The organism is Phnomibacter ginsenosidimutans (assembly GCF_009740285.1).
Taxonomy (GTDB): Bacteria; Bacteroidota; Bacteroidia; order Chitinophagales; family Chitinophagaceae; genus Phnomibacter; species Phnomibacter ginsenosidimutans.
Window position 1 is genome coordinate 2,557,238 of the sequence record NZ_CP046566.1, and the last position, 12,491, is coordinate 2,569,728.

General features: G+C 44.1%; 12 protein-coding genes. 9 read left to right on the forward strand and 3 right to left on the reverse strand.

The features are described from left to right. The first annotated feature begins 79 nt into the window (after positions 1–79). The 6 genes from GLV81_RS11120 to GLV81_RS11145 all read left to right on the forward strand — a co-directional run bounded on the left by GLV81_RS11120 (position 80) and on the right by GLV81_RS11145 (position 5,998). Positions 80–865, forward strand: coding sequence for a sensor histidine kinase (locus tag GLV81_RS11120; protein ID WP_157478928.1), 786 nt, complete (start codon positions 80–82; stop codon positions 863–865). Beyond that, positions 862–1,770: a response regulator gene (locus tag GLV81_RS11125; RefSeq protein ID WP_157478929.1), complete on the forward strand. Its 909-nt coding sequence runs from the start codon at positions 862–864 to the stop codon at positions 1,768–1,770. The genes GLV81_RS11120 and GLV81_RS11125 overlap by 4 nt, the downstream gene beginning before the upstream one ends. A 402-nt stretch (positions 1,771–2,172) precedes the next feature. Then, on the forward strand, positions 2,173–3,834 hold the full coding sequence (locus tag GLV81_RS11130) for an alpha-L-fucosidase (protein WP_157478930.1): 1,662 nt from the start codon (positions 2,173–2,175) through the stop codon (positions 3,832–3,834). A gap of 151 nt (positions 3,835–3,985) precedes the next feature. Continuing rightward, complete coding sequence (locus tag GLV81_RS11135) at positions 3,986–4,699, forward strand: transglutaminase domain-containing protein (protein ID WP_157478931.1); 714 nt, start codon at positions 3,986–3,988, stop codon at positions 4,697–4,699. Further along, positions 4,662–5,069 (forward strand): hypothetical protein, encoded by a 408-nt coding sequence (locus GLV81_RS11140; RefSeq protein ID WP_157478932.1) that lies wholly within the window; start codon positions 4,662–4,664, stop codon positions 5,067–5,069. The genes GLV81_RS11135 and GLV81_RS11140 overlap by 38 nt, the downstream gene beginning before the upstream one ends. Before the next feature lie 251 nt (positions 5,070–5,320). Beyond that, a complete protein-coding gene (locus GLV81_RS11145) occupies positions 5,321–5,998 on the forward strand; it encodes a hypothetical protein (protein WP_157478933.1) in 678 nt (225 codons plus the stop codon). 322 nt (positions 5,999–6,320) lie between these two features. Here the strand turns inward: GLV81_RS11145 and GLV81_RS11150 are convergent, their stop codons facing one another. From GLV81_RS11150 to GLV81_RS11160, 3 genes are read right to left on the reverse strand one after another with little or no spacing between them, the layout of a single operon-like run. Then, a complete protein-coding gene (locus tag GLV81_RS11150; protein WP_157478934.1) occupies positions 6,321–7,226 on the reverse strand; it encodes a hypothetical protein in 906 nt (301 codons plus the stop codon). An 8-nt stretch (positions 7,227–7,234) separates the two neighbouring features. After that, on the reverse strand, positions 7,235–8,227 hold the full coding sequence (locus GLV81_RS11155; protein ID WP_157478935.1) for a DUF3857 domain-containing protein: 993 nt from the start codon (positions 8,225–8,227) through the stop codon (positions 7,235–7,237). A 4-nt stretch (positions 8,228–8,231) separates the two neighbouring features. Continuing rightward, positions 8,232–10,217, reverse strand: a complete 1,986-nt coding sequence (locus tag GLV81_RS11160) for a transglutaminase-like domain-containing protein (RefSeq protein ID WP_157478936.1) — start codon at positions 10,215–10,217, stop codon at positions 8,232–8,234. 249 nt (positions 10,218–10,466) lie between these two features. Between GLV81_RS11160 and queG the strand changes: the two genes are divergently transcribed. The 3 genes from queG to GLV81_RS20375 all read left to right on the forward strand — a co-directional run bounded on the left by queG (position 10,467) and on the right by GLV81_RS20375 (position 12,433). Continuing rightward, the gene (gene queG, locus GLV81_RS11165) at positions 10,467–11,381 is read left to right on the forward strand and encodes a tRNA epoxyqueuosine(34) reductase QueG (protein ID WP_246185942.1); all 915 of its coding nucleotides are present in this window, start codon (positions 10,467–10,469) and stop codon (positions 11,379–11,381) included. Positions 11,382–11,478: 97 nt separating this feature from the next. Continuing rightward, the gene (locus tag GLV81_RS20370) at positions 11,479–12,033 is read left to right on the forward strand and encodes an ATP-grasp domain-containing protein (RefSeq protein WP_246185943.1); all 555 of its coding nucleotides are present in this window, start codon (positions 11,479–11,481) and stop codon (positions 12,031–12,033) included. Next, positions 12,008–12,433: an ATP-grasp domain-containing protein gene (locus GLV81_RS20375; RefSeq protein WP_246185944.1), complete on the forward strand. Its 426-nt coding sequence runs from the start codon at positions 12,008–12,010 to the stop codon at positions 12,431–12,433. Before GLV81_RS20370 ends, GLV81_RS20375 begins: the two co-directional genes overlap by 26 nt. Positions 12,434–12,491 lie beyond the last annotated feature (58 nt).

Here is a 12,491-nt window from a genome sequence, read left to right on the forward strand (position 1 = left end):
TAAATAGGGTAAACACCATCAAGCTACTTGATATACGTAAAACATCACAAATAATACTTGATAAAAAAATTGAAATAAAATGTCAAAAAGAAAAAAATACATTCCACATAAAACTCTAAATCCAGCTAATCAAAGATTAAGGCTTGACTCTTTAAAACTAGAATTGCAAAATCTTGGAAAAACAATCGATGCTTTGTCAAAGTCTCATGATAACCATATTTCTTATTTAGGAAACTTTGCAAAACATGATATTAAAAATTCTATTCAAAGTATGGATAGTATCCTTTCAACTAATACGCTAAAAGAATTAACAGATGAACACTTATTATCATTAAAGACAAACCTGAAAGTTATTAGGCAAACTATGGAAAACTTTGCCGAGTTAATACCCTACTCACAAGATGAGACCTTTTCAATTACGAGCTTAATATCTGCAGTCGAGTTACTAAACAGAAACATTTTCTTTGAGAAAAAAATTGAATTTTTCAAAAAGCTGCCTCAGGAAATTGACGTAAGATTTAAGTTACCTTTTCAGTCCGTATTGCAAATGTTCAACAATATTATCATTAATGCTATTAAAAGCTGCGACGGAGTCGAAAATCCGAAGATAAAGTTAGAAGTATCTGTAAATCAGATGGTTATAATTCACATTTTTGACAATGGCACGAGAATTCCCAAGGACAACATTGAAAAAATCTTCAATTTTGGCTTTTCTACTACCGGTGGATCAGGAATAGGCTTGTATCATGCCAAGTATATTTGTGACTTATTAAAGGGGGATATACAAGTCGAACTGACAGATATTGAACCATTTACAAAAGCTTTTAGAATATCTTTACCTTACACTCACATTTCGGGAATATGAGGAACTCAGTTTTAGTAATAGATGACGTTAAAGAACAAGCAGAAGGCCTATCTAAGGCCCTTACCGGAGCAATTTCTAATTGTACCTTTGAGCCAGTCTTTGAAGAAGAAACAATAATAAATGCAATAGAAAATAGATTTTATAATCTAGCAATTGTAGACCTTAGAATGGATGGGTTTTCCTTCGATGGTATTCACGTAATAAAAAAGATTTTTGAAGTAAACCCATTTGCTAAGGTGCTAATTGTATCTGCATTTAAAGGTGAGTATTTTACAAAACTAAAAGATCTTCTATTATCAGGTAAAGTCCTTGATGTACTTGATAAAGAAAGCTACGATATATGGATTCCTAAATTAAAGTCTGTTATCGAATTGTATTTTCAAAAACTAGATCAAGATTCTTCAGAAATAAATAATGCTCTTTTACAATTTTATTCTGAAACAAAAAATGAAAAAGACACCTATTTAAAGGGTGAAAAATTTGAACATTTTTTAAGTTTGGTATTTCAATCGATAGGATTTAAGCAAGTTCTGAAAAGAGTTATAGATGGATCTAAAAACGAAGTAGATCTTATCATTCGAAATGATGTTGCTGATACTTTTTTAGGTAAATTCGGTAAATATATTCTCATTGAGTGTAAGAATAAGCCCAATGAAGGTGTTTCAAAAAATGATTTCATTGTCTTTAAATCCAAAATAGAAAATTCAAATGGTTTTGCAGAACTAGGTATTCTTGCTACATCAGGTTACATTGCTAAAACCACATATATTGAAGCTGTTCGAGGATCTAAAGACAGAAATAAAATTATTTTTCTTTCAAACATCGAAATTGAAAGATTAATTAGGGCTGAAAATAAGCTTTCTGAGTTTAAAGCTATAATCGATAGCCAAGTTAAAGACAACTAAAATAGCTTTAACAACCAGCTCTTCGACCCTTCTGGCGCAAGTGTTCCGCCCAAACGGGTCACTTGTAACTTTTCAATCCTGCCGGACTGTGTCCAGATGAAATAAGACAAACCAATAGCGACGCAGCAAGTAATGGAAAGTTTGTGCTGAATGCCCGATACAATCGGGACAATGTAAACTGGCACTAGTGACCTGCTTTGCAGCACACTTGCGCCTGGAAAGGAGTAACCACTATTCACTGGCCCGGAGGCCAGCGAAAGCAATCACCAATTTTCAGCCCGGCATGTATTCTCCTCTACCTTGACCTCGACCTTAACCTTAACCTCGACCTTCTCCTTCACCTCAAGCGCCACACAATCAGCAATCCGTGTAGCTTTACGGGTACGCACAAGCACCGTCAACATGAAGAGAAGAACACTCCTGAAACAAATTGGAATAACACTGCCCGCCCTCTCCCTGTCCCATGCCCTGCAGGCGGAGCGCCTTTGGCAGCAACTGGCCGGCAATGAACCCTTATTACAAGGGCCTTTTCAACCCACCTGGGAATCGCTGCAAACCTATCGGGTACCAGCATGGTACCAAAACGCCAAGTTTGGCATTTGGGCACACTGGGGCCCACAGTGCCAGCCCGAAGCCGGCGACTGGTACGCCCGGGGCATGTATCAGGAAGGCAGCCGCCAATACAAGCATCACCTGCAGCATTATGGCCACCCATCATCGGTGGGTTTTAAAGAAGTGATACGGCAATGGAAGGCTGAAGCCTGGCAGCCGGAAGAACTGGTAGCGCTGTACAAACAAACCGGTGCCCGCTATTTTATGGCCATGGCCAACCACCACGACAATTTTGATTTGTACAACAGCAAACACCAACAACACTGGAATGCCACCCGGCTGGGTCCCCAAAAAGACATTGTGGGCGGATGGGCCAAAGCCGCCAAAAAAATGGACCTGCCCTTTGGCGTAAGCATACATGCAGCCCACGCATGGTCGTGGTATGAGGTAACACAACGGAGCGACCAGCATGGCCCGATGGCGGGCATTCCGTACGATGGCAACAGCACCCGTGCCGATGGCAAAGGCACCTGGTGGGAAGGCCTCGACCCGCAGGAGCTGTATGCCCAGCAACACCCACTGAGCCAAAACAGTGCCGACAACGGCATGATACACCGGCAATGGGATTGGGGCAACGGCGTTTGTCCGCCCTCAGCAGCGTACATCCAAAACTTTGTGAACCGCACCATCGATCTCATCAACCAATACGAACCCGATATTTTGTATTTCGATGATTCGCAATTGCCTTTTTGGCCCATTAGCGATGCCGGCCTTCGCATAGCTGCTCACCACTACAACCGCAGCATCAAAAAACATGGCCAGCTGCGGGCAGTCATCAATGGAAAAATTCTTGATGAACAGCAACGCAAAGCCATGGTGTGGGATATTGAAAGAGGACAAGCCAACGATTGCCAGCCCTTTGTATGGCAAACGGACACCTGCCTGGGCGACTGGCATTACAACAGGGCTGTGTACGACCGCAACGGTTATAAACCTGCCAGCATGGTGATACAAACAATGGTAGATGTGGTGAGTAAAAACGGCAACTACCTGCTGAATGTTCCTGTACGAGGCAATGGCAGTATCGACGAACTGGAACGCCACATTCTCGACGGCATTGGCCAATGGATGAAGCGCAACAGTGAATGCATTTATGATACTCGTCCATGGAAAATATATGGTGAAGGACCTTCCACGCAAAACCAAGCGAAGCTTACCGCACAAGGCTTCAACGAAGGCAAAACCAGCTATACCGCACAAGACATTCGCTTTACCAGCAAAAACAATGATCTCTATGCCATCGTGATGGAATGGCCGGCAGACCGCAAAGTTTGTATCACATCTTTGGCTACGGGCAAACCCGACATGAGCCTGCAGGTACAACAGGTAACCTGGCTGGAAACCCAACAACCACTGGCATTTAGCCAAACTGCTGCGGGCCTCGAAGTTGTCTTTCCCGACAACGCTCCACAACAACCCTTTGCCCATGTGCTGAAAATTCAATCACACTAACTGCTACCCTGTTTCAACAGCCTGTTTGAAGAAAGAACAGTACAACAAAGAGACAACAACAGATGCCAACCATTGAACTACTCCTTGCAACAGAGTTCTGCATAAATTGACATTGGTTATTTTGTAAGCCCATACTATCTTCACAATTCACATGACCAAAAAGCAACTGCTGCTATTGTTGATTGTATTGTTGCCTGTTGCGCTGTTTTCGCAACAACCGACAGCTGCCTTTTCTGCAGTCGATAGTTTTGTGAGCACGGTATCATACCGCAACAGTCTGGTTGATTTGACACACAAACTAACGAATCCGTATCCCGACCAACTTCGCAAGGCCAGAGCCATTTTTAAATGGATAACGGAAAACATCGAATACGATTACAAGTATTACAACAAGTACTTCTACAAAGGCAAAGAACCCAAAACCTTCCGCTGTAAAAATGAGCAGCAGTGCGAAGCCAAACGAGTAGTGTGGGAAGCAGCCTATATCGACAAAATTTTACGCCGAAAAAAAGCCGTGTGCCAGGGATATGCCATGCTGTTTAAAAAGATGTGCGACCTGGCGGGATTGCGGTCGGAGTACATTGTGGGCTATATCAGAACGGAACCTTATCAGGTGGGTACTGCCGGCACGCTGGATCATGCATGGAATGCAGTGTGGATAGAGAGTGCTTACCATCTTCTGGATGCTACCTGGGCCAGCGGTGGTTGTAGTAAAAATGACGATTACAAGTTGTTGCGTTTTCAAAAAAATTACAACGACTACTACTGGCTTACACCGGCTGCCGCATTTGCTAAAAATCATTATCCAAAAAACAGCCAATGGTCGCTTGCTGCCGCAGTATACCAAAGACAGTTTTGCTACTAACCCCTATTACCAGCCCGGCGAAATACAAAATCTGCAATTGATAACGCCAGCTTCCGGAATCATTCATGCCCAGAAAGGCGACAGCATCCGGTTTACAATTGCGTACAATGGTCGCTTCAAAGACCTTCAAATCAATACCAACATTTTTCGCAACCCCGACATTTGGGTGTACGACGAAACCCGCAAGAGAAAAAAGCAGCGCCGGCTCGATACACTAGCGCTGAAAAGGCAACAGTACATTTCTTACCATCGCACAGGCAACGTGTATGCGTTTGACTATGTGATTACAGACAATGCCTTGTATTATATAGACATCTTGTTTGACAGAAAACGAATGCTGCGATACAAAGTGATTATTGACAACAATTGAATAGCCGAAAGGGATAAATACCAGCTCTTCTGGATTTGCAATCCCGAATCCGCAACGTTGAAATTATAATCCGCACATTACAGCCTACATTAGTTCTTGATTGAAAAACACGAAAAGTAAAGGTTTTGCGTTTGTCTGGGTGACGTGTACACGTGGATCTTTGTCCTTCTATTTAAGTTCAGTACTGATTGAAAACTTTATACGCTGAAACCCGCCCTAACACAAAGCACGAAAATGTCATGCACTATATCATGAGACACTCACTAATCTTATTAATTCTATTCTTCATCATTCTTGGATGCGACTCATACGGACAAAGTTTTGTTTCAAATTCATGTGACAGTACGATACTAACAAAAGAGGAGTTTGAAAAATGTCTGGCTGACACAGCCTGGAATACAGATATCGTTATATCGACAAACTACATCACGAATCTAAAAACTGACCTACTACCAAAGTATCGTCAACTTAGAAAAGAACTTATGCTTTCGAATGAATTACAAAATTTATTACAACAGCTTAAAGTAGCTTACGACACTGTGCTAAATGCCAAGCTTACGACATTCATAAGTGAAATGGACCAAAAGCAAAAGTATGTACAGCCCAAGGCATATTTATCCTCGCTTTTGTCATTGCAGACTTTTAAACTTTACCCTGACGTTTATGCCATTTTATTAAATGACATTCACTTACAATTATCACCAAAGGCACCCGTTTCGGTCTTGAATATGTACAAGGAACTTGTCGACAAGATTTCAAAATCTATGGATCCTGACTTGAATAAACGCCTAGAAGTTATTACGACATCCTTTCTTGCCGACAATGACAAACTAAAGCAAAGCGGCTTCTCTCCTTTGTTTCAGGGCACACAAAGCCAAGAAGACAAAAAGAAATTTCAAATAATAAATTTTCTTTTATGGACTGCCTAAATACTGCTCATGTCATCTTATTTGTCTTTTGTCGGCAGGCTGATAACCCAGCTCTTCGGGATTTGTAATTCGCACATTCGAACTTACTTAAGTTAGGTATGCAAATCACGAACAGCGAGGACTCAAGCATTCGGCTACTTGACGGGCAGGTTACACAGCCAGCACTTCAAGAGGCAACAGCTTTCGCCGCAGCAGGAGTAACCAATATTCACTGGCCCGGAGGCCAGCGAAAGGAGTCGCCAATTTCAACTCTTCAGGATTTGTAAATTGAATGTCACCTGCTTCCTTCTCTCCTCTTATCAATCATCTGACATCTACTCCATCATTCTTCTTTCACCAGCACAATACGGCTGCGGTCGGCCTTGGTGATGTTTTCAAAAAACTGCTCCAGTTCCTTCCATTGGCTGGCAGGAAAACGGCCTTCTTTGCGCTGCATACGGCGATAGTACAACACAGCACCATCTTTATACTCGCAGCTCGATTGATAGCTACCAAAGGCCGTGGTAAAATGTACCGCTTTGGGCATCGCTTCTACTTTGTAGCCCACTCCCACATCAATGGTTACAGTGTCTATATCGGTGTAAGGATATGTAAATACAATATCAGCCTTGCGAGATGAATCCTGATTGAGCCGCCAGTTTCCCTTCGACATTACATTGGGTGCAAACATCAATCGCTTGCCGGTTACCTGTGCATAGTTGCTTACCTGAATATCAATGTTTTCTTCCAGCTCCGGCAATGTTTTCATTCGTTCGCTATAGGTGAAGTTTTTGATTTCGTAAGTACCTAATGCAAACCGCTGTTGCAAAACTTCTTTTTGCTTTTCGGCAGTCAGGGCATGTATCATGCCATGCAAATCATCTTGCTGAATGGCGGTATACATCGTATTGGCATTGATGATTAAATGACCATCACTGCTCAGCCGTGCTTTTACATGGCGCAGCTGTTGGTTTTGTTGTTCGTTGTAGTGTGGAGTACGCACCAGTTTGCTGCCGGTTTCCTTCACCAGCAATACAGGCCGGTTATTGGTAAAATCGCCGAGGTAACCTGCGGGCATGGTTTGGCTGGTACATTCCAGCCAAATGCTGTCTTTTTCCTGTGGCACACACAATATCACATGATTAAACTGTGATGATGGAAAATCTTCCATAAAACGGGTAATGCCTGCACCCGATTTTACCAGTGTGTAAATGGAAGGAATATTGGCCTCCTTCAGCATGGCATGCATGTAATTGGTCAGTGCTTTACAATCACCATATTTTTGTTGTATACAAATGCTGCATCAAATGGCTGCCATCCACCAATACCCAACTGTATGCTGATGTAGCGGGTATTTTCCTGCATGTATTTGTAGAGAGCTTCCACTTTTTCACGGGTAGTATTTTTACCGGCAATCAACTCCTGTACTTTGCCTTTCAGCAAGGGGGGCAGTTCATCGCGGCCTTTAATCATTTCATATACAAAAGCGCCAAATGCTTCCCAGCTTTCATTGCTGCCTTCATATTCATCCATCTGAAAGTTTTTCATGGCCGTAAACACTGCCGGGGTGATTTCGTACCATGGTGGTGCTGCATACTCCCGCTGCATGGGCCGCATGTTTTTGGCTTCCCACTTTATGCTTTTGCGACCATTGATATCGGTCACAACAGGTTGGCCCGGATAGTTGTACGACTTATGCAATACTTCTAATCCAGGAGCGGCAATAATTTCAAGGCTACTCTGCTGTACGCCAATGCGCTGCCCTTCTATAGCGTACCATGCCGGTAAAAACATGAGGCCTTTTAAGTTGAGCGATACCTCGAACTCTACCGTATACGGATACGTTTTGTGGTAAAAGCCAAAAGCCTTTATACGGTCGTCCGATACTTCGGTGCCGCCTCCCATACCACTCAGGTCTTTAATTTCATTTTTCTTCAGCGATTTAATTTTATTGCCGTCTGCATCGTACAGGTTGGCTTCAATATCGCTGATAGATTGAAAGCGGTCGTAATACTCTTGATGACTGGCAAAATCATCTCCTTTTTCATTGAGAATGGTATACACCAGTTTATAACGTCGTTCAGCTTTCAGCTTGCTTTCAATAGTCACCACATCGCGGTCTACCCGCTTTACTACATCAGCACCTTTGAGTAGCGAATCTGGTATTAGTTTGAAAGCATACTCTTGTGCCGCTGCTGTAGTAGCCAATGTACACAGCGCCACACATGCACACAAAAATTTCATACGCATCAATTTACTGTTTAGGCTTCTTCTTAAATACAATGGTTTCAGCTTGCTTTTTTACCACATAGCTGAAAAATTCCCGCAATCCTTCATAATCTTCTGCTGCAAATTCAGCCCGCTTAATGACCAGCCGGATGCGCAACATCACCCTTGTGCCATCTGTACTTACCATGTATTCGAAAAAGCCTTCGTCGTCGAACAAGTTTACTTTGGTGCTCTTGGGTGCTTCTTCCAACACATACCCTGCAGGCACTTCTATGTTGGCCACATACATCTCGTTCATGGTATACGGCATTTCTACCGGATACAAACGTTCTGCACTCTTGAAAGGATTCTCTTTAAAGCCTTCGGCCAACATAGGATTGAGGTAAATCAGGTCTGCATCCTCTTCCACTTGTGGCTTTACAGCATAACGTACTTTTACTTGCTGCTCCGGATTTTCTAACTGTTCAAATGCAGGATCTTCAAATACAAATTCTGATGGTGCAGCTTTTTTAATTTGATTCTTCCGGTTTTGCAATCCATTCTTTTTGGCTTCTTGCCTGATGGCCAAACTTTCATACACGCCAAAGTTGCTGGTAAATTCACCGGTCCATTTTCCATCTTCACCTGTGCTTAAAAAGAACGTGCTGGTTTTCTTTTCGGTAATGGAATCGGGCGTAAGCTCAATGGCTGCACCCAAGCCCAAAATTTCACGTGCCTGACCATTGTAGCACTGTGGTGGCAATACACCAAAAGGCAGGCCCGGCTCGGTGGCATCCAGCATGTATTCTTTACCATCAATGCGGGCCCTTACTACTACATAATTGTAGCGATCGGTAAGCGGGTATAACTCATGTGCCCAGCCATTGCTGCGGGTAGAAAGTATAACGGGGTGTGCCTCTATGTTTTCGCGGTTGAGCATGGCGGTGAGCAACAGGTTGAGGTCGCCCACATTGCCGCTTTTGGTTTTGGGTACTGCCCGCAAATTGCTGGTTAAAAAATCGCCGCCACCAGTACAGGTATATTTATCCCGCACATAGGCATACAGCGCCTGGGCTTTTCCCATTGGGGTATTGGCCTTGGCTACTACGGGTTTTATTTCATCATCCAAAAAGCCATTGTTTTTGTAGAGGTTCAGGCCAAACGATTCAAATTCATTGTAACGCTGCACTACTGCCGGCCAGCTACCCATCATTTCTCTGTAAGGCGAACCTTCAAAGCGTAGTTGTTTCAGTTGAAATTCAATTTTTGAAATGTGGTTTTCCAAAGAAGATGTAAAGGCTTCCTCTTTCAGCGCCGGTACATTTTTCATTACCCAACGGGTAAACTGTACATTGGCTTCTTCGGTGACCATTTGGCTGCGGCCACCAATGCCTTCATCCGAAGGAATCATGATGTTGAAGTTTTGCCGCACTTCGTTGCTGCTGCGCTGATAAAAAGGCTGGTAACCCTGCATCAGCGTTACATAGTTGAAGAAGAAAGGAAAGCCTACTTCATATTCACTCCAGTAGCAGGGATAACTGTTTTGAAAAGCCCATGGCTGCAGCGCATTCAGAAAATCGCTTTCGATGGTGTAGGTAACATCAATCAGCGAACCAGCCTTGGCGCCGGGTACCGAAAACTTTTTAAAATCGAGCCGCTTGCTGTATTTGTCTACAAAAACCTGATCACTCTTAAGAGCGGTTTCTACCACTTTGTCGCCTTCCAGGTTGAAGGCAATGGCCTTCAACCCCATCAATCTTTCTACACTCGAACCATTGTGATAGAGCGGAATGCGAAAATCCGCAGCATCGATACCGTTGATGTTGTTGATTTTGATACGCACTTTTCGGGTAAACTTGAGGGTAAACCAGCCTTTGCTATTGCCTTCAAACTCGGTAAAGCCTTTGTCGCAAATGGTGTAGGCGGCGGCATCTTTTTCAATGGCATCGGCAGGCAGCGTAAAATCTTCTTTTACAACTTTGCCAAACTTGAAGTCGAATTTTTCTTGTGCATTTTTTAGGATCCTGAGCATGTAGCCACAGTGTACCGGAGCAGCAAACGGCTGCTACCAACAGCATTAGTTTTTTCATGGGGTTGTTCATATGCATTTTGGGATGATAAGCAAGTACTTTTGCCGGCAACCGGCTGTTAGGCATACGCTGCATAACTGATGACACATGATGCAAGAATCCATACAGAACAGCAGCAGGAGCAAATTATTTGTTTTACATTTTGAATGAACGAAATATTGAACCATTCAGTACATAAACCTGAACAATTGGTGAAACAGTTGGCGAACCAATTTGGCTTTCACTACTGTGGCATTGCTGCCGCACAACCATTAGACGAAGACGCAAGGCGTTTGGAGAAGTGGTTGCAACAGGGTATGCATGGTCAAATGTACTACATGGAAAGACATTTTGAGCTTCGTGTAAATCCCGCGAAACTCTTGCCAGGTGCACGTTCTGTAATAACTGTGCTTAAAAATTACTATCCTGAACAAACTCAACAAACAAGTGCATACAAAATAAGTAAGTACGCTTACGGAAGAGATTACCATGACATCATCAGAACGCAGTTAAATTCGTTTTTTGATGCTCTGAAAACACAATTTGGTAACATTAACGGTCGTGGATTTGTGGACAGTGCCCCGGTGCTGGAACGCAGCTGGGCACAACGCAGCGGTTTGGGCTGGATTGGCAAAAACGGCAACCTCATTCACAAGCAATCAGGCTCGTTTTTTTTCATCGCCACCCTCATTACCGATTTGGTACTGGAGCCCGATGCGCCACTGGCCAAAGACTTTTGCGGCAGCTGCACCCGCTGTATTGACGCCTGCCCCACACAAGCCATTTTGCCCAACAATGTGGTAGATGGCAGCAAGTGCATTTCCTACTTCACCATTGAGCTAAAAGAAATGCTGATACCGGACAGCATGCAGGGCAAGTTTGACAACTGGATGTTTGGCTGCGACACCTGCCAGGACGTTTGCCCCTGGAACAGGTTTGCTCAACCGCACCAGGAGCCGGGCTTCGCTCCTGTTCCGGCCATCCTCAACTTTAGCAGTAAAGATTGGGAAGAGTTGACGGAAGAAGGTTTCAAAGAGATTTTCCGGCACTCGCCGCTCAAACGGTCAAAGTATGCCGGCATTCGGCGCAACCTGCAGTTTTTGCAACAGCCCCCCGATTCGTTGTAAAATGCACGGCGAAACACAAGGGTAATTTTGCCGCTTCCCTTTTTGCCCGATATATTTGATACAAAGGCTTTCTTATCCAAACCACAAACATGCACTTATGAAAAAGATTGGCGTACTCTTTGGCAAAGAACGTTCGTTTCCATACGGCGTTATCGAACGCATCAACAGCAAACAAATAGAAAGCGTAGCGGCAGAGCCGGTTAGCATCAACAAAGTGATGCAGGGCGAAGCATCTGATTATGCAGTCATCATAGACCGCATTTCACAGGATGTCCCCTTTTACCGGGCATACCTGAAAAATGCTGCGCTGCGGGGTACGGCCGTCATCAACAACCCGTTTTGGTGGAGTGCCGATGAGAAGTTTTTCAACAACTGCCTGGCTACGCAAATTGATGTGCCCGTGCCCAAAACTGTGCTGCTGCCATCGTACGAGTTGCCCACCGATACCAGCAACGAATCGTTTACCAACCTGGCCTACCCCATGGACTGGCAAGGCATTTTTGATTACGTGGGCTTTCCGGCCTATATGAAACCCTTTGCCGGTGGCGGTTGGAAAAACGTGTACAAGCTCAACAGCCTCGAGGAGTTTTACCAAAAGCACCCCGAAACCGAACAACTGGTAATGCTTGCTGCAAGAAGAAATTGTGTTTGATGAATATTACCGCTGCTATTGTATTGGCGGCAAGCATGTACGCATAATGCCGTATGAGCCCCGCAACCCGCACCACATGCGGTATGTGGCCGATTTTAGCCCCAGTCCCGAACGCTACAAGCTGATGGAAGACATTGTACTGCGCATTAACCAATACCTGGGCTACGATTTCAATACCGTAGAACTGGCCCTGCGGGATGGCGTGCCTTATGCCATCGACTTTTGTAACCCCGCTCCCGATGCCGACATCAACAGTGTGGGTCAGGAGAACTTTGACTGGGTGATAGAAACCGCTGCCAATTTTGCCATTGAAAAAGCACTGGCACAAGTACCCGGTCAAGACAATCTTACCTGGGGCACCTACATCAAAAACAGTGCTGCCGGCAAGCCATTGCGCTAATCAACAGGCACCGTTGCATATAGCTTCATCCGCCAGCGGCTAACCGCCTGGCGGATTT